This window comes from Enterobacter sp. 301B (assembly GCF_003850715.1).
GTDB lineage: Bacteria > Pseudomonadota > Gammaproteobacteria > Enterobacterales > Enterobacteriaceae > Enterobacter > Enterobacter intestinihominis.
Genome location: NZ_PQTC01000015.1, coordinates 90,058 through 113,641 on the forward strand (window position 1 = coordinate 90,058; position 23,584 = coordinate 113,641).

Sequence of the window (23,584 nt, forward strand, 5' to 3'; positions counted from 1 at the left end):
ACGGTTTAAACAGCAGGCAGCGGCAGGCGCTGTTCAATGATCCCACCGCCGAGGCAAATTTCGCCGCTGTAGAAAACAGCTGACTGGCCAGGGGTAACGGCGGAAACCGGTTCGTCGAAACGCACGTCAATGCGATCGTCATCCAGTGCGGTGACGGTGCAAGGGATGTCCGTCTGGCGGTAGCGCGTTTTCACGGTGCAGCGCAGCGTGCCTTTCAGCGGCTCGCGATCGACCCAGTGCAGCTGTTGCGCGATAAGTCCAACGGACATCAGGCGCGGATGGTCGTGACCCTGAGCCACCACCAAAATATTGTTTTCGACATCTTTGTCGACCACGTACCACGGATCTTCGCTGCCCTCTTTGGTGCCGCCGATACCCAGACCTTTACGCTGGCCGAGAGTGTGGTACATCAGCCCCTGGTGCTGACCAATCTCATCACCGTCAACGGTGACGATTTTGCCCGGCTGTGCAGGCAGGTAGCGCCCCAGGAACTCGCGGAATTTACGCTCGCCGATAAAACAGATACCGGTGGAGTCTTTTTTCTTCGCGGTGATCAGATCCAAATCTTCAGCAATCTTACGCACTTCCGGCTTTTCCAGCTCGCCGACCGGGAACAGACTTTGGGCAATCTGTTCATGGCTCAGCGTGTAGAGGAAGTAGCTCTGATCTTTATTGCCATCCAGACCGCGCAGCAGCTGGCTTTTACCATTCACATCCGCGCGACGCACGTAGTGGCCGGTCGCAATGTAGTCTGCGCCCAGATCTTCCGCGGCGAATTCCAGGAAGGCTTTGAATTTGATCTCTTTGTTACACAGGATATCCGGGTTTGGCGTGCGGCCCGCTTTGTACTCTTCGAGGAAGAGTTCAAAAACGTTGTCCCAGTATTCTGCGGCAAAGTTAACGGTGTGCAGTTCGATGTCGAGCTTATCGCACACGGCCTGCGCATCGGCGAGATCCGCAGCGGCAGTGCAGTATTCCTCGCCATCGTCTTCCTCCCAGTTCTTCATGAACAGGCCCTCCACCTTATAGCCCTGTTGCTGCAACAGGTAGGCGGAAACGGAGGAATCGACACCGCCGGACATGCCGACGATCACTTTTTTCTGGCTGTTATCTGACATGGAATACTCACGACATTGAACTTCAAGGCGGCATATTCTATCACGCCCCCCCACCATTGACACCCTCTGTAAACGGCCAGTTAAATTCTGCAATGACATCCAGCGGCAGGCGAGCCGCAGACTGCCAGCAGCGGATGCTTTCCGCAACCAGCGGCGAGCGCAGGTTTGGCGCGTTCAGGATCTCGTCTGCGGTCACCCACAGGCAGCGATCGATATCGTCGTCGTGCGGTTCAGTGGCGCACGTTTCGTTAAGCTCAACGGCGAATAAAAAGCGCAGGAAAGGTGTCTGGTCAGGCGCTATCCACTGATGCATACGGATAAAGTGCTGCGGTTCGGCGCGGATACCCGTCTCTTCCCAGAGCTCGCGTTTCGCTGCCTGCAATAAGGTTTCGTTGGCTTCAAGATGCCCGGCTGGCTGATTCCAAAGCGCTTTGCCGTTGATGGTCTCTTCCACCACCAGGAATTTCCCCTGCGCGTGGACCACGCAGGCGACCGTAACATGGGGTTTAAACATCAGTTCTCCTTAGGGGTAACATCCCGCCATTCCCCGTTAGCCAGCGAGTCCAGCGTGTAGCTGCCCATGGCGTAGCGAATGAGTCGCAGGGTAGGGAAGCCCACATGCGCAGTCATGCGCCTGACCTGTCGGTTGCGGCCTTCATAAAGGGTGATTTTAAGCCAGCTGGTGGGAATCGATTTGCGCTCACGAATCGGCGGGTTGCGCGGCCACAGCCACTCGGGTTCATTCACGCGCTCAATACCAGCTGGCAGGGTAGGACCATCGTTCAGCGTTACGCCGTTGCGCAGCTTTGCCAGCGACGCGTCGTCCGGCTCGCCTTCAACCTGCACATAGTAAATTTTTCCGGTACGTTTGCCCGGCTGAGTAAGCCTGGCCTGGAGCACGCCGTCATTGGTAAGCACCAGCAGCCCCTCGCTGTCGCGATCCAGACGCCCGGCCGCGTAGACCCCCTGAACGGGGATAAAATCCTTCAGCGTGCTGCGCCCGGCCTCGTCGGTAAACTGCGGCAATACATCGTAGGGTTTATTGAACAGTATGACCCGCGTTGGCTGGGGTTCTGGCGTTCTTCTGGTGGCTTGTCGTGAGCTGAATCGCTCAACCCGGTGTTTTCTAAAAGAAGTTTTCGTCATGGTATTTTCAGGCGTTATCAATTGCCGCATTATAGCCTAATAACGAAGACCTTTCATGGCGTCGGACAATCAGGTACTATCGGAAGGCTCATTACAATTTATTAACATAAGATCAGTAACAACCAGAAGCGCTCGAAGGAGAGGTTAATGGAAAGCAAAGTAGTTGTTCCGGCGGAAGGTAAAAAGATCACCCTGCAAAACGGCAAGATTAACGTTCCTCACAACCCGATTATCCCGTTCATCGAAGGTGACGGTATCGGTGTAGACGTTACCCCGGCAATGCTGAAAGTGGTTGATGCCGCTGTTGAGAAAGCCTACAAAGGCGAGCGTAAAATTTCCTGGATGGAAATTTACACCGGTGAAAAATCGACTCAAGTTTATGGCCAGGACGTCTGGCTGCCAGCCGAAACGCTGGACCTGATCCGCGACTATCGCGTTGCTATCAAAGGCCCTCTGACCACGCCAGTTGGCGGCGGCATTCGCTCCCTGAACGTGGCGCTGCGTCAGGAACTGGATCTGTATGTGTGTCTGCGTCCGGTGCGTTACTACCAGGGCACTCCAAGCCCGGTTAAGCACCCGGAACTGACCGACATGGTCATCTTCCGTGAAAACTCTGAAGACATCTACGCCGGTATCGAATGGAAAGCGGATTCTGCTGATGCAGAAAAAGTGATTAAATTCCTGCGCGAAGAGATGGGCGTGAAGAAAATTCGCTTCCCTGAGCATTGCGGCATAGGCATCAAGCCGTGCTCCGAAGAAGGGACCAAGCGTCTGGTGCGTGCCGCCATCGAATACGCTATCACCAACGATCGTGACTCTGTGACCCTGGTTCACAAAGGCAATATCATGAAGTTCACCGAAGGTGCGTTCAAAGACTGGGGCTACCAGCTGGCGACCGAAGAGTTCGGCGGTGAACTGATCGACGGCGGCCCATGGCAGAAAATTAAAAACCCGAACACCGGTAAAGAGATCATCATTAAAGATGTGATCGCCGATGCGTTCCTGCAACAGATCCTGCTGCGTCCTGCTGAATATGACGTGATCGCCTGTATGAACCTGAACGGTGACTACATCTCCGATGCGCTGGCAGCACAGGTGGGTGGTATCGGTATCGCCCCGGGCGCGAACATCGGTGACGAGTGCGCCCTGTTTGAAGCAACTCACGGTACTGCACCGAAATATGCAGGCCAGGACAAAGTCAACCCAGGCTCTATCATTCTGTCCGCAGAGATGATGCTGCGTCATATGGAATGGTTCGAAGCCGCAGACCTGATTGTTAAGGGTATGGAAGGCGCGATTAACGCGAAAACCGTCACCTATGACTTTGAACGTCTGATGGAAGGCGCTAAACTGCTGAAATGCTCAGAGTTTGGCGACGCGATTATCGCGAACATGTAATCCACTCGCTGGGTTAAATGACAACGGGAGCCTGAGGGTTCCCGTTTTTTATGCACACAAGACGGAAAACAACGCTATGACCCATGATATCCCGCTCAAGTATTATGACATCGTCGACGAGTATGCGACTGAAACGGCAAAACCGCCAGAAGAGGCGGAGCGTACGCCACTGGCACACTATTTTCAGCTGCTGCTCACTCGCTTATACAACAATGAGGAAATCAGTGAAGAGGCGCAGCGGGAGATGGCTGTCCAGGCGGAGATAGATGAAGCGCGCATTGACGATATTGCGAACTTCCTGAATCAATGGGGCAATGAATAACGCTTCATCGCGCTGAGTAAGCCAGCAGGCTGGCGAGGTCGTGCCGGGTTAGTGATTTTGAAAAGTACCAGCCTTGCACGAGGGCATCGGGGTATCTCTGCGCGATGAACTGATATTGCGTTTCGCTTTCGACTCCCTCAAACACCAGGGTTTTGTGCAGTTTAGCGAGCGCGTCGCTAAAGATCACCAGGATATCCTGTTTATAATGCTCGTTGATGCCATCCACTAACGACTTATCCACTTTGATTTCGTCATATTTGAGATTGGACAGCCTTGCCAGATTAGAGTTTTGCACGCCAAAATCGTCTATTGAAATTTTGACGCCTGCCGATTTAAGATCCTCACAAAACCCTTCAAGGATGGCCGAGGTGGAAACGCCATTCTCGGATAACTCAACTTTGATTAACGATAAGGGAATAGCGTTCTCTAAGCATGCATGACGTAATACCGCCAGAAATTTGCCGTCTTCAATTTCCGTCCGGCCAACGTTCAGTGAAATCATTAACTGATGTTCGGCCGCCAGCCCGGCAATTTCCGCCAGGGATTTCTTTATCATGTTCTGATAATAAACGTTATACAGACCAATTTTTTTAATTAACGGGATAAACAGCTCAGGAGAAACCTCTTTGTGATTGTTATCCTGCCATCTTGATAAGACTTCAACCCCGACGATTTTCTTATCAGCAACCCGAATTATGGGCTGAAAATGAACGCTGATAGTATTCGCTATCACCGCCTTGACCAGCGTTCGTTCCAGAGAACGTCGGTCTTCATAAAGTCGAAGAGAAAACAGCGTCAGGGATACCCAGATAAAGTATAAAAACAAGCACAGGAGCACCATCACTACGCGGGAGAGCGATGCCAGTCCGGCATTGTGGTGGGTGACGGTAACGCACAAATCCCAGCGCGTGCTGCACTGCGTCACGGTCTGTGTGAATAACAGTGACGACAAGCGGCTAAGGTTTTCTGTAGGTGACGTAACGGTAAAAAAGGTTCGGTCGAAATCTTTCGTGGTAGAACGAAGTGAATAGTTGGCGGTGACCGGAGAGAATTTATCGTAGGCTGAACGTGATGTGAAGATAATAAGATGGTTATAAATTGTCGCATTGCCTACAAAAAAATCTTTCTGTGAAAATTGCGCCAGACTGAATCCGTTCAGGGTGTTGTGAAGCTCAGAGGGAAGAGCGATGGGATTTGCCAGCTTGCCCCAAAATGCGGTGCAGGTGATTTTCCCATTTTCAATAAACCCCACATCGGCGAAATAGAGACTCTGCATCTTTAAATTACGGTAGACGTTCAGGCTGGCGTTATCGCATCCCTTCGCGGAGGTATTTTTAAGCGTACTGGCGATATTTTGCGTCAAGTCTTCGGAATAGCGTAAGAGCGTGTGGGAGATCTCCCTCTGCCGGTCCTTTTGCTGCTCAACGATAATGGCGTTAACCGCATACAGCGACAGGACGACCATAAAGGTTGAGATGATAGCAACGGCAATGGCCTTGTTCATTTTCCTGCTGTCCCGCCACGTCCTGAGGTGCAGGGATCTTAACACAGGTCATTAAAGCTACAAGTATGCGCGTTGAGCCCGCACGTAATTGAAAGGAAAGCCACCATGCCGACTCATTACATCTCAGAACCACTCAAACCGTGTTGAGAGCAGTAACAGTAGCGTACTGGCAGAAACAAGATTAAGGCAGATGACGAACTTGCTCGATACGTTCATGTTATCAGATTCACTTTGCTGTTCAGTAGCCACAGAGAATAGCGGTTCACCTCATGGGAAAAAACGCCAGATTTTGGTGGGGTGAGGCAAAAAAAAGCCCACTAAAAAGTGGGCAAGAAATACTGGAAGCAATGTGAGCAATGTCGTACTGAATACCTGAGTGATTTGCTCAACTATTCAGTAATGAGAAAGATAATCTTTCTCAGTAAAAGATGCAACCCCACGATGAGTGTGGAACGGCAATTTTTATTGCTCAGATTTTACTCAAACGAACCGTGTGATTCTTATCACAAATTTCCTTTCTCAGATCCTGTGCTATCCTTTTCTGTGTCGTTGATTTAATGACAAAAACCATACAGAGAGGAAAGCTATGGGAATTTTATCCTGGATTATCTTTGGGCTGATTGCGGGGATCCTGGCGAAGTGGATTATGCCGGGCAAAGATGGCGGCGGTTTCATCGTCACGATCGTTCTGGGGATTGTGGGTGCAGTCGTCGGTGGCTGGATCAGTACCCTGTTCGGCTTTGGCAGAGTTGATGGCTTCAACTTCGGCAGCTTTGTCGTCGCGGTGATTGGCGCGCTGGTTGTTCTGTTTATCTACAGAAAAATCAAAAGCTAAATCTGACCTGTGTTAAAAAAGGCTGCCTGAGGGCGGCCTTTTTACTTTGGGCGTTACCACCAGCCAAACTGCGTACCGGCGACGGCCACGATGGCGACAATCAGCATGATGAGGGTCGTTTTTCTCATTTATGCCCCCGGCGCGGCGTAACCGCCAAGGAAAAACCAGCCTAAAAACACTACTGCCGTGATAAAAATAACCACCGGAAAGAGGATCCCTATTCTCATGCCATCACCTGTTTGAGTTTGTATAAGGCCGTAGAGTGTACGGTTTTAATCTAACGCGACAAAGCCTGTTTTGTTTTTTCCTTTTTTATCCTGATACATCGCGAGGTCTGCGGTGCGCAGGGCACTATCTTCATCTGTGCAGTGAGGATCAACAATAACGACGCCATAGCTTGCACCGGGATAGAGAATAGTGACATTACCTAACCCATATTCACCCGTGATACGGCCGTTGAGGCGGGTTTTGATAGCGTTGACCTCTGTGCTGGCGTCGCCATCATCGCTGTGACTCAGGCTGGCAACCAGAAATTCATCGCCGCCGAGCCGGCCGATAATTTCGTCCTGCGTTTGCTGGTGAGTCAGTCGATTGCCGACCTGAACGAGGAACCGATCGCCCGCTTCATGACCGTACTGATCATTGATTCGCTTGAAATCATCGAGATCAATAAAGGCAATCATGACGTTGCGGTTAAGATGGCGCGCCAGTGAGAACAGGGTGGTAAGGTTTTCAAAAATGGCGCGACGATTCGGCAGGCCGGTAAGGGCGTCGGTGTAAGAGTGGGCAATGAGCGCCGCATTTGCTTCACGAAGCTGAAGCACAAGCGACTCTTTCTGAATGTACTGACCAATTAACCCGGCAAAGAGCCTGATCACCTGCTCGCCACGCTCGCTGAACTGTTTCTGTGCGGTGCTGGCAGCGCAAAGCGTGCCGTACAGAGAACCGTCAGCCAGGTGAACCGGCACGCTCATATAGGTTGTAATACCCAGTGCTTTTGCCGCTTCACACTCCGGCCAGCGGTCGGGCACCTCGTTACTGAACAAGGTGTCGCTATCCATGGCGCGCTTACAGAGCGTTTCGTCCCAGGGCACGCTGAACCCTTCCGGGATCTGCATTTGCTTGCTGTTACGGGCATATAAAATGTGCTGCAAACGCGCGTTGATATCGATTTTGGTCAGGTAGGTTGATTCCATATCCGTCACAATTTCCAGCATTTCCAGTAGCTGACGCACCAGACTGTCGAGAGATTGCTCGGTGGAGAGGGTTTCTGAAACACGGGCAAGAATGATATCTGACATGAGGCAGGTTGACTCCCATGCAGAAGACCTCTGTATCTGCATGTTATGCTGAAAATATAGACTCCGGTCATAGTAAAACATGAACTGGATTAATTTTATAGATTCTTCTGAAAGCGGATGAAGGAGAGGCTAAAAAAAGCCCCGATGTTGAGATCGGGGCAAAACATCTTGATTACGGAATGATGTTCTCTGGTCAGAGTGAGAACAGACACCACTATAGGGATGAATCGTGCAGGTTTAATGGAGAAATCATGGAGAAAACGGCGATGACCCGTTACTCTGACGTTTTCAACACCCTGAAGGATCATGATAATGAAATATCTTCTCCTGGCGCTGGTTTTACCGCTGGCCGCATGCTCAACAAAGACACCTCCTCCCGATGCGCCTCAACCGCCGCACGCTATTGGTATGGCAAATCCGGCGTCAGTGTACTGTCTGGAAAAAGGGGGAGAGCAAATCCCTGTTCAAAGCCCGCAGGGTGTACGTACCGAGTGCAAATTGCCAGGCGGGGAAGTGATCGATGAATGGGATCTCTATCGCCGCGATCACCCGCAACCGACCAGATGACAACGGCAATAAAACTGCGATACACTTCTCTTTAGGATTATTCTTAGCCAGTTTCTGGCGGTACGTTTGAGAGAAGAAGTATGTTTCAGTTAAAACCGGGCAGCATGGCGATAATTGTGGGTGCGCGTACGACGGCGGGCCGTCGAAATATCGGTAAATCCGTGGAGCTGTTTGGCCTTTGTCAGCCGGGCCAGCGTTTTGTGAACCCGGTTAACGGCGTCATGACGCAATTACCTGATACATCAGCGCGTGCGCTGTGGCTGGTCACCGGTGATGTTTACGCCTTTGATAATCAGCACGGTTTTGCGTTTGTTCGCCCGGAACATTTGATGCCGCTTACTCCCGACGAGATGCCACACAACGTGGATGAGCTGGCAATCGGTTAATCACAGTTTACGCAGCCAGTCCGCCAGTACCCGCGCGTGATTCTGCTCCGTGTTTTTCGCCCCATAGAGTAGCGTCACGGTCTGCTGTCGGGCGAGGGCCGCCAGGCGTTTGCCTTCATCCTGATGCTGCGCCAGCTCTTTACGATAGGCTTCACTGAACGCGGTGAAATCTATCGTTTCACTGTGAAAGGCTTTCCGCAGTTCGCTGGACGGCGTTAGCGCTTTACACCACTCATCACAGGCGAGGTCGGTCTTTTTTATCCCTCGCGGCCAGAGTCTGTCTACCAGCACCCGGTAACCATCGTCTGACGTTGCCTGTTCATATACGCGCTTACATTGAATCATCCGTTTTCCTCCTACCGTGCGACGTTCGGCAAGAACACTATAGCACCCGGCGTTTAACCACCCAATTTAAGGTATTGTGATAATTGCAAAAGATCGGTAGTCTGAGGTTCCTTATGTTATCTGAAAATCCTCCGGCATAAGGAATCTCTCATGGAACTCTCCCCGGTTAAAACGACGCTGCGCATTGCGCTGGTTGGTGATTACAATCCCGATGTTATTGCGCACCAGGCGATCCCGCTGGCGATTGACGACGCCGCTGCGGTTCTGGATCTCACCGCTGATTATGACTGGCTCGCCACGCCTGAGCTGACCAACCCCGAAGACCTGGTCGGGTACGATGCCATCTGGCTGGTACCGGCAAGCCCGTATAAAAACACCGAGGCGGCGTTTATTGCCGCGTGTTACGCGCGTGAAAACAGCATCCCTTTTCTCGGCACCTGCGGCGGGTTCCAGCATGCGCTGATTGAGTATGCCCGTAATGTGCTGGGCTGGCACGATGCAGGCCATGCCGAAACCGATACCGAGGGGAGGATGGTGATTGCGCCGCTGGCCTGCTCGCTGGTGGAAAAAACCGACGCGATTGAGCTGCGGAACAACACGCTGATTGCCAAAGCGTACGGCAAGCCGGAAATTCAGGAAGGTTATCACTGCAATTACGGCGTCTCGTCTGAGTTTGCCAGCCAGCTTGAGCGGGGCGACATGCGCGTAACGGGCTGGGACGAGCAGGGCGAGATCCGCGCGGCAGAGCTGCTGACCCATCCTTTCTTTGTCATCACCCTGTTCCAGCATGAGCGGGCTGCGCTTCAAGGGCGCCCGGTGGTGCTGGTACAGGCCATGCTGCGGGCGGCGCAGGGATAAAAAAAGCAGACCGTCAGGTCTGCCTTGAATGTCAGCGGGGTGTGATCTCCCGGTCACGCCCGGCCAGCATGCCGCACAGGGCCATCACTACCGCAGCCAGCGCGCAGGCCAGCAGCGGAATGCGCCAGTCTCCGGCGGTATCGTGAATTTTCCCCATCAGCGGTGGGCCACAGGCCGCCAGCAGATAGCCAATCGACTGTGCCATGCCGGAGAGCGCGGCGGCCTGATGGGCCGAGCTGGCCCGCAGTCCGATAAACGTCAGGCCGAGGATCATGGTGGCGCCGGATCCAAAGCCAAACACCAGCGTCCAGACGACGGCCAGCCCCGGCGCGAACCAGAACCCGGCCGCACTGACGGCGCACATCAGAGCGACAAGCCCGGCTATGCCACGCTGATCGTTAAGACGGTGCAGGATCAGCGGAATGGCGAGACCGGGAACAGCGGTTGCCAGCTGGAGAAGTCCGTGCATGGAGCCAGCCTGCGTTTCGCTGTAGCCGTGGCTAAGTAAAATCGCGGGTAACCAGCCGTTAATGACGTAGTAAATCAGCGAGTTAATGCCCAGAAAAAGCGTCACCTGCCAGGCGAGTGCCGAGCGCCAGATTGCCCGATTGTGCAACGCGCCCGCACCGGTCAGGGTGGCGGCCGGCCTCTTGCGCCATTGCGGTAACCACAGCAGCAGCGCCACCAGCGGGAAGAACATCAGCATCAACAGCGCCCCGTGCCAGCCACCACTCCCCAGCGACAGCGGGACGATCAGCGCCGACCCTGCGGCAGCGGCGGCCCCCATCGTCAGCGAATAAGCCCCCGTCAGTTTTGCGACCTGGCCCGGAAAATCACGTTTGATTAATCCGGGTAACAGGACATTGCCCAGCGCAATCCCACAGCCCACGATCGCCGTACCGATAAACAGCAGCGAGGCCGACGGCAGCGAACGTACGCCAATCCCGATGCAAATCAGCAGCAGAGCGATAAAAAGGCTGCGCTCCATGCCCAGGCGCCGGGCGACGCCTGCGGCAAGGGGAGAGATAAAGGCGAAGGCCAGCAGAGGCAGCGTTGTGAGCAGGCCGGTTTGCGCCGTGCTTAAGCCATAGTCCTGTCGGATGGTGTCGAGCAGGGGGGCGACCCCGGTAAAGGTGACGCGCAGCGTCGTGGCGATCATCAGGATGCCTGCAACCAGCAGCGCGCCCTGTTTCCCGGAAGGTTGAATAGCAGTAGTCATTATTGTCTCTTACGTTCAGGCGAGCGCATACCATACCGATTTAAGTCGTGGTTGAAATCAGGCTAAAATGACAGTTTATCGCTAATATCGGACAACTTTATGTATGGACTGGGACTCGACGGCTACGATCCCGATAGCCAGCACGACGCGGCGGTGGCCTTTCGCATCCGCGTGGTGGCACAAGAACAGTACATTCCGCTGCATCAGCACCGCAAAGGGCAGCTGATTATGGCGCTGGGAGGAGCGATCACCTGTGAAGTAGAGAACGCGATGCTGATGGTGCCGCCCCAGTATGCGGTGTGGATACCGGGTCAAACGCCGCACAGCAACAAGGCGACGCCCGGCGCGCAGCTCTGCCTGCTGTTTATTGAACCCGGTGCGCTCGAATTACCGACGCGTACCTGTACGTTGAAAATATCGCCCCTGGTGCGGGAGCTGGTGCTGGCGCTCGCGGACAGGTCACAGGAGGAACTGCCTCTTCCCGCTACCGGAAGGCTGGTTGACGTCCTGTTTGATGAACTGCCCCTGCAACCGCAGGAGCATCTCCAGCTGCCGGTATCTCCGCATCCGAAAATTCGTCTGATGAGTGAGACCATGGCAAACGAACCTGCCGCCTGGCAGACGCTGGCGCAGTGGGCCAGCCACTTTGCCATGAGCGAGCGCAATCTGGCGCGACTGGTGGTGAAAGAGACCGGCTTAAGCTTTCGCCGCTGGCGACACCAGCTCCAGCTGATTGTCGCATTGCAGTTTTTGATCGGCGGGAAGTCGGTCCAGCAGGCGGCGCAGGCGCTGGGGTATGACTCCACCACCGCCTTTATCACCATGTTCAAGAAAGGACTGGGACAGACGCCCGCCCGCTATATCGCAAGCCTGACTACGACTTCCCGATAAACAGCGAAACCAGTCCGGCAGCAATCAGCGGGCCAACCGGCACGCCACGAAACAGCGCCACGCCTAACACGGTGCCCACCAGCAGCCCGGCCACCAGAGAAGGCTGGCTGCTCATCAGCGTCACGCCGCGCCCGCCAAGCCATGAGACAAAAACGCCCACTGCAATCGCCACCAGCGATTTCCAGTTCACAAAGGAGTGCAGCAGCGTTGAGGCCGGTAGCGTTCCGCTGGAAATCGGGGCCATCACACCGATGGTCAAAATAATGATCCCGATGGTAAGCCCCTGTTTTTCTATCCACGGGAAGAAGGTGTTCAACGGTGTGACGCGAACGATGATCAAGACCAGAATGGAAATCGCGACGGTGGTATTGTGGCTGACAAAACCCAGAGCAGCCAGGGCCAGAAGTATGAGTAGTGTAGGGTCGAACATGACGGGATCCTTGCCAAAAATAGTAAGCCTGCTTACTTTACGCGCAAACGCGACGGCAGGCAGGCTTTACTGAAAAAATTGTCTATTTTTGGGCACTTGCCTGACGTCAGTCCACCAGTTGCTGGATAAGCGGACTCCCTTCGCGGATAAACACCGGGATGGTTTCCAGCGCCGCAGGCACCCGGATATGCTCCCCACCGGCGTAGCGCTCACCGTTGAGGGCGATCCAGCTATTGCCCGTCGGCAGCCAGACATCGCGCTCACGCTGACCGGCCTGCATAACCGGCGCCACCAGAAGATCTTCACCAAACAGATACTGATCTTCACACGCCCAGCTCTGCTTATCCTTCGGATAGTGCCAGAACAGCGGACGCATAAGCGGGTCTCCGTGCAGATGAGCCTGCCGGTACAATGCGTCAATATACGGGCGCAGGGTTTCGCGCACGGTAAGCCAGTGCTGCATGATGGCGTAATTCTCTTCTCCGTAACTCCACAGCTCATTAGGCGAACCGCTGTTACACTGAGGAATACCGTCACGGTAGCGCTCCGGAGGTTGGATCTGCGGTTCGCGATAGCCGTGCATGCGCAGTACCGGTGTAAACACCGCCCACTGGAACCAACGGATCAGCAATTCATGGAACGCCGGGTCGTTAACGTTCCCTCCCTGGAAGCCGCCGATATCGGTCGTCCACCATGGGATCCCCGCCAGCCCCATATTCAGTCCTGCGGCGAGTTGATTGCGAAAAGCATGGAACGATGAGTGGACATCACCCGACCACGCCAGCACGCCGAATCGCTGGCTGCCTGCCCAGGCGCAGCGTACCAGGTTAACAATGTCGGTTTCGCCGTTTGCCTGGAGCCCATCGTAAAAGCCCTGCGCAAAGTCACGCGGGTAGCGATTGCCCACTTCCAGTACCGGACCGGCGTGGTAGCGATAGTTGTCAAAATCATAGGCGCGGTATTCCGGCTCCGCTTCGTCCAGCCAGAACAGCTTAATGCCCATGTCGTAGTAATTTTTCTTCACCGTATCCCAGACGAATTTCCGCGCCTCAGGATGGGTCGCATCAAAGAAGGTGGTATTGCCCATAAAATCGAGGTTGACCTGCACGCCGCGCTCACTGCTGACAAGCCAGCCTTTGGCTATCATCAGCGGGTAGAGGGGGCTGCGCGCCTCTACCGTTGGCCACACCGACACCATCAGCGCAATACCCATTTCGCGCAGCTCGTCGACCATGCCTTCAGGATCGGGCCAGTCTACGGGGTCGAAGCACCAGGTGCCCTGATTCGGCCAGTGGAAAAAGTCGATGACCATCACCGACAGCGGCAGATTACGGCGGCGATACTCCCGCGCAACCTCCAGCACCTCCTGCTGGGTGCGGTATCGCAATTTGCACTGCCACAGCCCGCTGATAAACGCCGGGGCGGGGGGCGGAGTACCGGTGGCTTTCACGTACTGGCGGGTGATCTCCGCCACCGTGTCAGCGGCGGTGATCCAGTAGTCCATCTCTCCTGTGACGCGGGCGCGCCATTCCGTCTGATTTTTTGCAAAGCTGGCTTCACCAATCGCCGGGTTGTTCCACAGCAGGCCATAGCCAAGGCTGGACTGCATAAAGGGCACGCTGGCCTGGGAGTTGCGCTGAGCCAGCTCCAGCGTGCAGCCTTTCAGATCCAGCCACGGCTGTTGATACTGACCCATCCCATAGATGCGTTCATCCGGACGCGATTCAAACCGGACGGTGAGCTGATATTTGCCGCCCATCAATGGTTTAAATTCGCGGCCATCCAGCTTCAGGGCGCTGACATATTTATCCTGACTCTTTTCGCTGGCACCGATACCCACCGTTGAACGCTGGCGCCACATCTCCTCCAGCAGCAGTTCGCCGCGCTGATTGTAGAAGGCCAACTGACCTTTAAGGTTCAGGGTCGCGGTAATATTGCCGTTGCGCAGCGTCAGGCTTTCCGCTTCGGCGACAATCTCGGCCTGGCAAGGGGCGGCGGGCAACAGTGCCTGTAAGGCGTCATCAAATGCCGGGGAGCAGGTGGCCCTGACGCGAAGACTGTTTTCTCCCCAGGGTTCGATGCGCAGGATCTGGCGTTCAAAACGCCATTCGATACAGTTGGAATGTTGAATCAGCTCACTCATGGATAATGCGTCCTTCTAAACAGGGTGTTTGGCGAGATGGATGGATTGCATTGTGCTGTCGTCGAGCTTGTACCAGCGCAGCGTGGCAAACGCGCAGAGCGACAAGATGCCAGGTACGACGGTGAAGAGGGCGATGATGGAGTACATGGCCGTGGTAGTTTGTTCCGGGGCATTGGCAACATAGCCGCTTAAGCCCAGCGTCCAGCCAACAATCGCGCCGCTGATCGCCATCCCCAGCTTGAGTACGGCGAGGAAGGTGGAGAAGATCACGCCGTCCATGCGTTTGCCCTGTTTCCATTCGCCGTAATCGGCGACATCCGCCATCATCACCCACATTAGCGTGGTGGTGGCCTGGTAAAGGGTGGAGACGATAAACGTCATGGGCACCAGAATAAGCACCGACTTAGGCGCAAAGAACAGGGCGATGCTGAGTACCCCCGCCAGTACGGAACAATATCCAAACATCTGCACTTTGCTGACGTTCTGCGTCAGACGTTTGGCCAGCGCGCTGCCTGCGGCTTTCCCGAGAATATGCGCGCCGAGCATCCACATAAAATAGCTTGCGCTACCGAGATAATAAGTGACGAAATACATCATTGCGCCAAGGCGAATAACGCCAAAACCAATATTGGTTAATACCAGGACGGCGACAACGCGCCATTGGTCGTTTCGTAATAAATCCCGCAGTTCCGCAAGATAATTATTGTGGGTGGCGGGAGCCTTAATACGTTCACGCGTATTGGCGAAGCAGATCCAGAACATGATCACCGCGACGGTCGCCATAATGGCCATCGCCCAGCGGTAGCCCAGTAATTTATCGTCGCCGCCTAAAAACTCTGCCAACGGCATCATAAAGAATGTCGACAACGCGCCACCCAGCGTGGCAAGGAAAAAGCGATAAGACTGAAGGGAAATTCGCGCATCGTTGTCGGGCGTAATTACCGCGCCCATGGAGCAATAGGGAATATTGATTGCGGTATACATCAGCATCATCAGGGTATAGCTGACGGTGGCGAAAATCATTTTACCGTGCAGGTCGAGCGACGCCGGCACGGCGTAGGTCAGCAGACAGCTTGCGCCAAAGGGCAGCGCCAGCCACAGCATCCAGGGGCGGAATTTTCCCCAGCGGGTACGCGTCCTGTCTGCGATATAGCCCATCGCCGGATCAATTATGGCATCGGCGGTTCTCGCCAGAAGAAACATAGTGCCCACGAATGCGGCAGGTAACCCCACCACGTCCGTATAGTAAAACGTCAGAAAAATAATGACGTTATCCAGCCCAATATGGCTCGCCATATCGCCTAACCCATAACTGATTTTTTCTTTACGGGTAATTATCTCGGTCATTGTATTCACCTTGCCAGTGTAAGGTTTATTTATGAGGTGCTCCGTAAACAAGGTTAACCATCATGAAAAGGTTAACAATTGCGAGATCTGGCATCGGGGTTACGTAAATTTCTTTTCGTGATACCGGTAACAAATAAAGTATTTAAACAGTGACTTTATACGGGGGAGGGGAGTTAACAGCGAATCGTTTCAGCGAAAAATTGTCATTTCGCGGACGCGTCATTGTCATTTAACTGTCATTTTGCGGGAGTAAAAAAAAGGGAAATGGGCAAGACAGAGGGCATCATGAACGATCCTATGTTTATCGAAACGCTGATTATCTCCTCATCGTTTTTTATCATCGCGATTATTTTGATTGCTTCCGTGCTGCTGCTGGAAAACGGCTGACCGTTAGCCAGCCTCTGTATTTATTGTTTACGGAACGACACCAGTTCAGGACGGGCGATACGCAGATAGTCCTGGGTATCCATAATCACCGATTTTTCCAGCAGACCGGCGTTAAAGGCGATCTCGTCAAAGCGCTCAAACAGCAGCGGATCGGCGACCAGCGTCAGATCCGGGTGAAAGCTGAAGGGGGGAATGGCGCCGAAAACGCAGCCGGTAAGCGCATCCACTTCGGCCGGACTGGCGAGAGATGCCTTAAGCCCTCCGAAATGGCTGGCCAGCAGGCTCAGATCGGCCTGCCGATCGGCGGCGAGGATTGCCAGAATATGTTTCTTAACGCCGTTGCCTTTTACCTTACAGACCAGCGCTTTTGCACCCTGGCGGAGATCGGTCCCGCGAATTTCACTGACCGCTTCGCATTTCCCTACGGCCTCATGCGCCACCACACGAAAGTGCGCCTCCTGCTCGGTTAATAAGCTGATTAGCTGCTGATGGGTTGTCGTCCCGGTCACGTCATCAGACATAACGATTTCACCTGTGATTAGCCAATACGTAGCTTGCTACATTAGCACGGGAGGGAGAGGGCTGAAAGAAAACAGCCAGCGGGAGCGCTGGCTGTTGATTCATGCGTTGCTGGTGGAAGACTGTTTCTGGAACAGTTCCCGGAAGACCGGATAGATGTCATCCTGGTCACGAATGTGCTGCATCGCAAAGTTATCGAACATCGCTTGCAGATGCTCATACTCACGCCACAGCGTCTGGTGGGCGCGACGGGTAATTTCAATGTAACTGTAGTAGCGCACCACCGGCAGGATCTTCTTCGCCAGGATTTCATGACACAGGGGCGAGTCATCCGCCCAGTTATCGCCATCCGATGCCTGGGCGGCGTAGATGTTCCACTGCGCCGGGTCGTAACGCTCCTTTACCACCTCATCCATCAGCTTCAGGGCACTCGACACGATGGTGCCACCGGTCTCCTGCGAGTAGAAAAACTCATGCTCATCCACCTCTTTCGCCTGAGTGTGATGGCGGATGTAGACCACCTCCACGTTCTTATACGTTCTGCTCAGGAACAGATAGAGCAGAATATAAAAACGCTTAGCCATATCCTTGGTGGCCTGATCCATTGAACCTGAAACGTCCATCAGGCAGAACATCACCGCCTGGCTGGAAGGCTCCGGACGTTTTTCGTAGTTCTTGTAGCGCAGGTCGAACGTGTCGATAAACGGTACCCGGTCGATTTTCGCCCGCAGTTCGGCAATCTCTTTTCGCAGGCGCTCCTCTTCCAGTAGTTGCGCCGGTTCGGTGTTTTCCACCACTTTCAGGCTGGTTTCCAGCTCGCGCAGTTCGCGCCGTTTGCCTGCCGTCATCGCCGTGCGTCGCGCCAGCGAGTTTTGCAGTGAACGCACCACGCTGATGTTGGCGGGCACCCCGTTTGCGGTATAACCCGCGCGATGGGTTTTGTATTCGTTGAGCTGACGGTGCTGATTCTTTCTCAGATTCGGCAGGGCCAGATCCTCAAACAGCAGGTCGAGATATTCGTCTTTTGAAATCTGAAAGACGAACTCATCCTGGCCTTCACCGTCCTGGCTGGCTTGTCCCTGACCGCTGCCAGAACCGCCGCCTCCGCCTTGTGGCCGCTCGATTCTGTCATTCTGGACGAAGTGGTCATTACCTGGGTGCACGCGATGGCGAAGACCGCCACGCCCCTGATGAAACATCGGTTCGCTGATGTCATCGTTGGGAATGGAGACGGATTCGCCGCTGTCGACGTCGGTCACCGAGCGTTTGTTGATGGCCTCGGAGATCGACTGTTTAATTTGCGCTTTATAACGGCGCAAGAAGCGCTGGCGATTCACCGTGCTCTTGTTTTTGCCGTTAAGACGCCGGTCAATAAACCAGGTCATATATCCCCCGTACTGCATTTGCCAACTTGCAGCGTCCGTAAGTGCCGGACATTTTGTTGGCCCGGTAAGCGCGTTACCGGGCACTTGTTTTAAGACGATTTACGCACGCGCAGATACCATTCACAAAGCAGGCGGACCTGTTTGCGCGTATAGCCTTTTTCCATCATACGGTCGACAAAATCGTCGTGCTTTTTCTGCTCGTCGGTTGAGGTTTTGGCGTTGAACGAGATAACCGGCAACAGCTCTTCCGTGTTAGAGAACATTTTCTTCTCTATAACCGTGCGCAGTTTTTCGTAGCTGGTCCAGTTTGGATTGCGGCCGTTGTTATGCGCTCTGGCGCGCAGCACGAAGTTCACAATCTCGTTTCGGAAGTCTTTCGGGTTGCTGATCCCGGCCGGTTTCTCAATTTTTTCCAGCTCTGCGTTCAGGGATTCACGGTCAAACAGCTGGCCGGTATCCGGGTCGCGGTACTCCTGATCCTGGATCCAGAAGTCAGCGTAGGTGACGTACCGATCGAAAATGTTCTGGCCGTATTCGGAATAGGATTCCAGGTAGGCGGTCTGGATCTCTTTGCCGATAAACTCGGCGTATTTCGGGATCAGGTAGCCTTTCAGGAACTCCAGGTAGCGTTCAGCCTGCTCCTGTGGGAACTGTTCACGTTCAATTTGCTGTTCCAGCACGTAGAACAGATGAACCGGGTTGGCGGCCACCTCCGCGTGGTCGAAGTTAAAGACGCGGGAGAGGATCTTAAACGCGAAACGCGTCGACAAACCGTTCATCCCTTCGTCGACCCCGGCGTAATCGCGGTATTCCTGGTACGATTTGGCTTTCGGGTCGGTATCCTTCAGGCTTTCGCCGTCATACACGCGCATTTTGGAGTAAATGCTGGAGTTTTCCGGCTCTTTCAGGCGCGACAGAATCGAGAAGCGCGACAGCGTTTCCAGCGTTCCCGGTGCGCAAGGGGCATGGACCAGCTCACTGTGGTTGAGCAGTTTTTCGTAAATCTTGATCTCCTCGGAGATCCGCAGGCAATAAGGCACTTTGACGATGTACACACGGTCAAGGAACGCCTCATTGTTTTTGTTGTTACGGAAGGTCACCCATTCAGATTCGTTCGAGTGGGCGAGGATAATCCCGTTAAACGGCAGGGCGGAAATACCTTCCGTCCCGTTGTAGTTCCCCTCCTGGGTGGCGGTCAGCAGCGGATGCAGCACTTTGATCGGTGCTTTAAACATCTCGACGAATTCCATAATCCCCTGGTTGGCGCGGCACAGCGCACCGGAATAGCCGTAGGCATCCGGGTCGTTTTGCGCGTGATGTTCCAGCTTACGGATATCGACTTTACCCACCAGCGCCGAGATGTCCTGGTTGTTCTCGTCACCGGGTTCAGTTTTAGCAATGGCGATCTGCTCGAGGATAGACGGCCACACTTTCACGACGCGGAATTTGGTGATGTCCCCACCAAACTCGTGCAGGCGTTTTGCCGCCCACGGCGACATGATCGTACCGAGATAGCGATGCGGAATGCCAAACTCTTTTTCCAGAATTTGCGCATCCTCTTGCGGATTAAACAGGCACAGCGGATGGTCATTAACCGGGCTGCGCTCGCCGTTGGCGCTCAGCACATAGATCGGCACGCGCTGCATCAGCGCTTTCAGCCGTTCAGCCAGGGAGGATTTACCCCCGCCCACGGGACCCAGCAGGTAAAGGATCTGTTTCTTCTCTTCCAGCCCCTGAGCGGCATGCTTCAGGTAGGAGACGATCTGCTCAATGGCATCTTCCATACCATAGAACTCTTCAAACGCCGGGTATCGGGCGACTACCCGATTCGAAAAAAGACGGGAAAGCCGTGGCTCCAGGGCAGTATCAACCATGTTTGGCTCACCGATAGCCATCAATAGCCGTTCTGCCGCATTGGCATAGGCACTGCGATCTTGCCGACAAATGGTAAGAAACTCCTGCAGTGTGAACTCTTCGTCCTTGGCAGCTTCGTAGCGCTGGCGATAGTGATCGAATATATTCATGGCATGCCGTCCTTTCGTTTTTTAGCACAGGATAAGAGCCGTTCGTATGAGTAGTGGAGGCTCCCGGAAGAGAATCTTTCGCACCTCACTGCCAGAGCAGCAACCTGTGTGCCAGGTCGAAGGCTATGAACCGCAGGGTGTTCAGCAAAACCTCTTCTTAAATTAAAGCGTAGATGGCAATTGCAAAACTTGCATACGGATAAAATCTACTTTCAATGACATATCAATAACTCATCCAAAAATTTCCACTGCGGTTATAAGCGAAAAGGGGGTTTTTCATTTATCGGTCACATAAATGAAAGCGGGATGTCATCTGAAAAATGAAAAATAACGGGTTAATCAAATGGATTCGCGCGCAAAAAATTTTGGGATGTACGGGAATGGCGGTTACACTTCACCCGCTGATTATTTGACTACAGGAAAGAATGGATTGTGACCAAACTCAAACTTCTGGCATTGGGCATCCTTGCCGCTACCGCAGCGAGCACCGTACAGGCTGAGAGCCAGTGGACTGTTGGCGCGGGTGCTGGCGTGATCAACAGCCCGTACAAGCAGTATGACCGCGACGTTTATCCTGTCCCCGTTGTCACCTATGAAGGCGATAACTTCTGGTTCCGTGGATTGGGCGGCGGCTACTATCTGTGGAACGATACGGCCGATAAGCTCTCCATCATGGCCTATTACGACCCAACGTACTTTAAACCAGGCGACAGCGACAGCAATGCGCTTCGTCAGCTGGACAAGCGCAGAAGCTCACTGATGGCCGGGCTTTCTTACGTCCATAATACCCAGTATGGCTTCCTGCGCACGGCGCTGGCGGGCGATACCCTGGACAACAGCAATGGCTTCATCTGGGATCTGGCGTGGCTTTATCGCTATACCAACGGCGCGGTGACCCTGACGCCGGGTATCGGTGTGCAGTACAGCAGCGAGAATTACAATGACTACTACTATGGCGTGTCTAAGGCTGAGTCTCGCCGCAGTGGTCTGAAGAGCTACAGCGCTGATGATGGCTGGGATCCGTACCTGGAACTCACCGCCTCCTATAACTTCCTCGGCGACTGGAACGTGTACGGTACTGGCCGTTATACCCGTCTGAGCGACGAAGTGAAGGACAGCCCGATGGTCGACAAGTCCTGGTCCGGCATCTTCTCCGTGGGTGTGACCTACAAGTTCTGACCAGAACGTGATGTATTAAAACGGGGCGCTTGCGCCCCACTATATTAAACTCAAATTATTGATTTTTAATCAAATTACATAAATTAGATCCACAAAATGACCACATACCTAATCAATCACAAAGAGATTGGTCAGCTATTCATCACCCCCGCACTTCTCCCTGTAACTATCTGGCAATGGCTCGCTAAATCGGGTGTAGATTTTCTTCTCTGTTACAGAGTAGGTAACTCCCTTAGAAAACGTGCCCTTTGATTTCATGCTGATTTTCATAAGGAATGGGGAGAATCCTTCGTAAGCCCCAAAACCATTTTTTGCATTAATCTGGCCGCAAACATAGCCAACGGTAGCCCCATCAGGTGAATCCTCACCCTGAACAAATCGAAGATATCTAAATTTTACGCTATCTGGATCCCTAACATCTGCTGCGACTTCTGACTTACCTAGTTCAACAGCTTTTTCAGCGCTGGGCTTACATCCAACGAGAGAAACCAAAGCCAGTATTAACAACACCTTTTTCATATCCCTATCCCATCATCGCGATTAATATGCTGACTGATTTTATCAAAGATATTTTCTTTGGAAAAAACGTTTACTTGAAGCTACCCCCGCATTTTGGAAATTAACGGGGGCGCTTTGAGGATAATCAGAGAGCCAGATTAAGCTGGTTTCTGCCATAATTTGATGCCGGGAAGGCATCGCGTGGAATGAAATCAGGTGGTAACGGTGCAGTGCCTGCACGCTTTGTTACCTCCCTTTCCACACTGTTAAGTGTGGTGAATGACCGGCTACATTCCAGATTTTGACACTGGTGATATTGCCGGATTGTCATATCGGTTATTTTACGGCTGGTACGGGTGCGGGCCATAGCGCCGCAAAATGGACATCTGAACATAATGATAGCTCCCCTGTGGGAGTTGAACTCCATTTCATTTTATTCAGTTTCCGCTATCCAGTCAGGTATTTTCGCTTCCAGCTCCAGCCGGGTGGTAAAACCGCTGTCGTCTATAACGTGCTCAGCACGCGCAATTATCCAGTCCTGATTGTCTATTTCATCCTTAAAACCGCTAACCGTGACATGCATTTCTGGGTATAGCTCAGCGCGGCCACGCGCCAGGGTGATCGAAAACTCTGCCGCGCCACGCTGAAGCTGTTGCCACTTAGCCGCCGCCGCGCGTTTTGCCGCTTCTTCATTCTGGTAGGTCTTGCGCAGCACATAAACGTTACCGTCTGCGCCCTCCATGTAATCGCCCTCACGGCTGCTGCTCTTATCTTTTTTCGGCTTTGCAGGCTTGCGGCGCTTAACGCTGACCTTTTTCTTTTTGCCAAAATTGAGATCCAGCCAGTAAGCCCGGACGCCGGTATACGCATCCCGATCGGCAATACGAAAGCGGTGACGGTCGCCGCTTGTGCGGTCAATACTGGCAGAGGGTAGTGCCTTCCCTTCAGCGGTAACACCGCCGCCAGGCAGGATAAACAGCAAATTGCCGTTCTTGACGGTGGCAATTGCGCCCAGCATTTCCGCCATGCGGGTAAGGAAAGACATATCACTTTCCTGCGTCTGGTCGGCGTGATCAATCTCAATATCCATGAGCATTTCACTGATTTGTGCCTTCAGTCCGTAGCGGTGCGCAATGGCCGACACAACGCGCTCAACAGTGACGTCATGCCATGAGACTTCACGTTTTACGTTGAACTCTTCACGAAAATCAGCACTGCGGGCAGTAATGCCAATCGTATCTGCCGGGCCCTCATGGGACACCTCGTCAACCGTATACAACCCCTTGTAAATCAGCGGCTCACCCAGCCAGCCAATTGATACGGCAAGCTCAGCCCCGCGCGGCGGCAGGGCAACCATACCGTCACTGTCATCAATGGAAATGGACAGCTGATCGGCATCAAACCCCCTGTTGTCCGTCAGTGAAAACGACATGATCCGATCATCAAGCTGCGTCAGCACCTTGCCGCTCATCGTAATGCTGAATCCTGGGCTTTTTACCGCCTCGGTCAGTGAATCGTTATAGCTGCTGACGGCGTCGCTAAGTGATTTTGTCAGGTCTGTAAGTGCCATGCTTCCCCCCTTATTCCGGCGAAGGATCCCACGCGCGCGGGAGAGACTAAATCGGTTTTTGTTGTCGCCGTCCGGCCAGACCCGCAATAGCGTGAGTGGCGTTCAGACATGAGGGATTATCACTGCGAACTCAATAACGTAATGGTGGCTAACATGTCAGAGACACGTTTCCACGGTGTACGCGTCCGGGAGAATACCGACCTGGTAACGGC

The 23,584-nt window shown here is 53.6% G+C and carries 27 protein-coding genes; 9 read left to right on the forward strand and 18 right to left on the reverse strand.

Annotated elements, in window-relative coordinates; translation table 11 throughout:
- Positions 1–5: 5 nt before the first annotated feature.
- From mnmA to rluE, 3 genes are read right to left on the reverse strand one after another with little or no spacing between them, the layout of a single operon-like run.
- Positions 6–1,118, reverse strand: coding sequence for a tRNA 2-thiouridine(34) synthase MnmA (gene mnmA / locus C3451_RS16920; protein ID WP_017693619.1), 1,113 nt, complete (start codon positions 1,116–1,118; stop codon positions 6–8).
- A 40-nt stretch (positions 1,119–1,158) separates the two neighbouring features.
- Positions 1,159–1,632, reverse strand: coding sequence for an NUDIX hydrolase (locus tag C3451_RS16925; protein WP_045623090.1), 474 nt, complete (start codon positions 1,630–1,632; stop codon positions 1,159–1,161).
- Entirely contained in the window at positions 1,632–2,294 is a 663-nt protein-coding gene (gene rluE / locus C3451_RS16930) for a 23S rRNA pseudouridine(2457) synthase RluE (RefSeq protein ID WP_022650805.1), read from the reverse strand. Before rluE ends, C3451_RS16925 begins: the two co-directional genes overlap by 1 nt.
- A gap of 117 nt (positions 2,295–2,411) precedes the next feature.
- On the opposite strand from rluE, the gene icd reads away from it, so the two are divergent.
- Both icd and C3451_RS16940 read left to right on the forward strand, forming a co-directional pair.
- Positions 2,412–3,662 (forward strand): NADP-dependent isocitrate dehydrogenase, encoded by a 1,251-nt coding sequence (gene icd, locus C3451_RS16935; protein WP_003857898.1) that lies wholly within the window; start codon positions 2,412–2,414, stop codon positions 3,660–3,662.
- Positions 3,663–3,738: 76 nt separating this feature from the next.
- The gene (locus tag C3451_RS16940) at positions 3,739–3,984 is read left to right on the forward strand and encodes a DUF2543 family protein (protein WP_022647773.1); all 246 of its coding nucleotides are present in this window, start codon (positions 3,739–3,741) and stop codon (positions 3,982–3,984) included.
- Between the two features lie 4 nt (positions 3,985–3,988).
- On the opposite strand, the gene C3451_RS16945 is transcribed toward C3451_RS16940, so the two are convergent.
- On the reverse strand, positions 3,989–5,488 hold the full coding sequence (locus C3451_RS16945; protein WP_045621396.1) for a cyclic diguanylate phosphodiesterase: 1,500 nt from the start codon (positions 5,486–5,488) through the stop codon (positions 3,989–3,991).
- A gap of 123 nt (positions 5,489–5,611) precedes the next feature.
- Complete coding sequence (gene yncL, locus C3451_RS16950) at positions 5,612–5,704, reverse strand: stress response membrane protein YncL (protein ID WP_071524166.1); 93 nt, start codon at positions 5,702–5,704, stop codon at positions 5,612–5,614.
- Between the two features lie 370 nt (positions 5,705–6,074).
- On the opposite strand from yncL, the gene C3451_RS16955 reads away from it, so the two are divergent.
- Positions 6,075–6,323 (forward strand): GlsB/YeaQ/YmgE family stress response membrane protein, encoded by a 249-nt coding sequence (locus tag C3451_RS16955; RefSeq protein ID WP_022647775.1) that lies wholly within the window; start codon positions 6,075–6,077, stop codon positions 6,321–6,323.
- Between the two features lie 128 nt (positions 6,324–6,451).
- On the opposite strand, the gene C3451_RS16965 is transcribed toward C3451_RS16955, so the two are convergent.
- Both C3451_RS16965 and C3451_RS16970 read right to left on the reverse strand, forming a co-directional pair.
- Positions 6,452–6,550, reverse strand: coding sequence for a YoaK family small membrane protein (locus tag C3451_RS16965; RefSeq protein ID WP_015570793.1), 99 nt, complete (start codon positions 6,548–6,550; stop codon positions 6,452–6,454).
- A 45-nt stretch (positions 6,551–6,595) separates the two neighbouring features.
- On the reverse strand, positions 6,596–7,624 hold the full coding sequence (locus C3451_RS16970) for a sensor domain-containing diguanylate cyclase (protein WP_045621398.1): 1,029 nt from the start codon (positions 7,622–7,624) through the stop codon (positions 6,596–6,598).
- A gap of 312 nt (positions 7,625–7,936) precedes the next feature.
- On the opposite strand from C3451_RS16970, the gene C3451_RS16975 reads away from it, so the two are divergent.
- Both C3451_RS16975 and C3451_RS16980 read left to right on the forward strand, forming a co-directional pair.
- The gene (locus tag C3451_RS16975) at positions 7,937–8,191 is read left to right on the forward strand and encodes a DUF333 domain-containing protein (RefSeq protein WP_022647777.1); all 255 of its coding nucleotides are present in this window, start codon (positions 7,937–7,939) and stop codon (positions 8,189–8,191) included.
- 80 nt (positions 8,192–8,271) lie between these two features.
- Positions 8,272–8,577: a hypothetical protein gene (locus tag C3451_RS16980; protein ID WP_022647778.1), complete on the forward strand. Its 306-nt coding sequence runs from the start codon at positions 8,272–8,274 to the stop codon at positions 8,575–8,577.
- Here C3451_RS16980 and C3451_RS16985 read toward each other — a convergent pair whose 3' ends face one another.
- Positions 8,578–8,922, reverse strand: a complete 345-nt coding sequence (locus tag C3451_RS16985) for a DUF488 domain-containing protein (protein ID WP_045621401.1) — start codon at positions 8,920–8,922, stop codon at positions 8,578–8,580.
- Between the two features lie 150 nt (positions 8,923–9,072).
- Here C3451_RS16985 and C3451_RS16990 point away from each other — a divergent pair, with 150 nt between their 5' ends.
- Positions 9,073–9,780 carry a CTP synthase gene (locus C3451_RS16990; RefSeq protein WP_045621403.1) on the forward strand — a complete coding sequence of 236 codons (708 nt, stop codon included), beginning with the start codon at positions 9,073–9,075 and terminating at the stop codon, positions 9,778–9,780.
- A 31-nt stretch (positions 9,781–9,811) separates the two neighbouring features.
- Here C3451_RS16990 and C3451_RS16995 read toward each other — a convergent pair whose 3' ends face one another.
- Positions 9,812–10,999: a CynX/NimT family MFS transporter gene (locus C3451_RS16995; RefSeq protein ID WP_045621404.1), complete on the reverse strand. Its 1,188-nt coding sequence runs from the start codon at positions 10,997–10,999 to the stop codon at positions 9,812–9,814.
- Between the two features lie 99 nt (positions 11,000–11,098).
- On the opposite strand from C3451_RS16995, the gene C3451_RS17000 reads away from it, so the two are divergent.
- Positions 11,099–11,890, forward strand: a complete 792-nt coding sequence (locus C3451_RS17000) for a helix-turn-helix transcriptional regulator (RefSeq protein ID WP_023305889.1) — start codon at positions 11,099–11,101, stop codon at positions 11,888–11,890.
- On the opposite strand, the gene C3451_RS17005 is transcribed toward C3451_RS17000, so the two are convergent.
- From C3451_RS17005 to C3451_RS17015, 3 genes are all read right to left on the reverse strand, one after another.
- Positions 11,874–12,320, reverse strand: a complete 447-nt coding sequence (locus C3451_RS17005; protein WP_124304350.1) for a DUF441 domain-containing protein — start codon at positions 12,318–12,320, stop codon at positions 11,874–11,876. The two genes, C3451_RS17000 and C3451_RS17005, sit on opposite strands and share 17 nt — an antisense overlap.
- A gap of 106 nt (positions 12,321–12,426) precedes the next feature.
- Entirely contained in the window at positions 12,427–14,463 is a 2,037-nt protein-coding gene (locus tag C3451_RS17010) for a glycoside hydrolase family 31 protein (protein ID WP_045621406.1), read from the reverse strand.
- Between the two features lie 15 nt (positions 14,464–14,478).
- Positions 14,479–15,810, reverse strand: coding sequence for a glycoside-pentoside-hexuronide (GPH):cation symporter (locus tag C3451_RS17015; RefSeq protein WP_045621408.1), 1,332 nt, complete (start codon positions 15,808–15,810; stop codon positions 14,479–14,481).
- 285 nt (positions 15,811–16,095) lie between these two features.
- On the opposite strand from C3451_RS17015, the gene yoaI reads away from it, so the two are divergent.
- Entirely contained in the window at positions 16,096–16,197 is a 102-nt protein-coding gene (yoaI, locus tag C3451_RS24580; RefSeq protein WP_223862213.1) for a small membrane protein YoaI, read from the forward strand.
- A gap of 20 nt (positions 16,198–16,217) precedes the next feature.
- Here yoaI and C3451_RS17020 read toward each other — a convergent pair whose 3' ends face one another.
- The 3 genes from C3451_RS17020 to yeaG all read right to left on the reverse strand — a co-directional run bounded on the left by C3451_RS17020 (position 16,218) and on the right by yeaG (position 20,125).
- Positions 16,218–16,718, reverse strand: a complete 501-nt coding sequence (locus C3451_RS17020; RefSeq protein WP_023299826.1) for a YbaK/prolyl-tRNA synthetase associated domain-containing protein — start codon at positions 16,716–16,718, stop codon at positions 16,218–16,220.
- Positions 16,719–16,817: 99 nt separating this feature from the next.
- Positions 16,818–18,101: a YeaH/YhbH family protein gene (locus C3451_RS17025; protein WP_017384692.1), complete on the reverse strand. Its 1,284-nt coding sequence runs from the start codon at positions 18,099–18,101 to the stop codon at positions 16,818–16,820.
- Positions 18,102–18,190: 89 nt separating this feature from the next.
- Positions 18,191–20,125: a protein kinase YeaG gene (yeaG, locus tag C3451_RS17030; protein ID WP_006809140.1), complete on the reverse strand. Its 1,935-nt coding sequence runs from the start codon at positions 20,123–20,125 to the stop codon at positions 18,191–18,193.
- Between the two features lie 432 nt (positions 20,126–20,557).
- On the opposite strand from yeaG, the gene C3451_RS17035 reads away from it, so the two are divergent.
- Positions 20,558–21,304 carry a MipA/OmpV family protein gene (locus C3451_RS17035; RefSeq protein WP_023299885.1) on the forward strand — a complete coding sequence of 249 codons (747 nt, stop codon included), beginning with the start codon at positions 20,558–20,560 and terminating at the stop codon, positions 21,302–21,304.
- Between the two features lie 135 nt (positions 21,305–21,439).
- On the opposite strand, the gene C3451_RS17040 is transcribed toward C3451_RS17035, so the two are convergent.
- The 3 genes from C3451_RS17040 to C3451_RS17050 form a co-directional block, all read right to left on the reverse strand.
- Positions 21,440–21,823 carry a hypothetical protein gene (locus C3451_RS17040; RefSeq protein ID WP_124304351.1) on the reverse strand — a complete coding sequence of 128 codons (384 nt, stop codon included), beginning with the start codon at positions 21,821–21,823 and terminating at the stop codon, positions 21,440–21,442.
- 124 nt (positions 21,824–21,947) lie between these two features.
- Positions 21,948–22,196: an ogr/Delta-like zinc finger family protein gene (locus tag C3451_RS17045; protein WP_124304352.1), complete on the reverse strand. Its 249-nt coding sequence runs from the start codon at positions 22,194–22,196 to the stop codon at positions 21,948–21,950.
- 39 nt (positions 22,197–22,235) lie between these two features.
- Complete coding sequence (locus C3451_RS17050) at positions 22,236–23,372, reverse strand: phage late control D family protein (RefSeq protein WP_124304353.1); 1,137 nt, start codon at positions 23,370–23,372, stop codon at positions 22,236–22,238.
- Between the last annotated feature and the right edge of the window lie 212 nt (positions 23,373–23,584).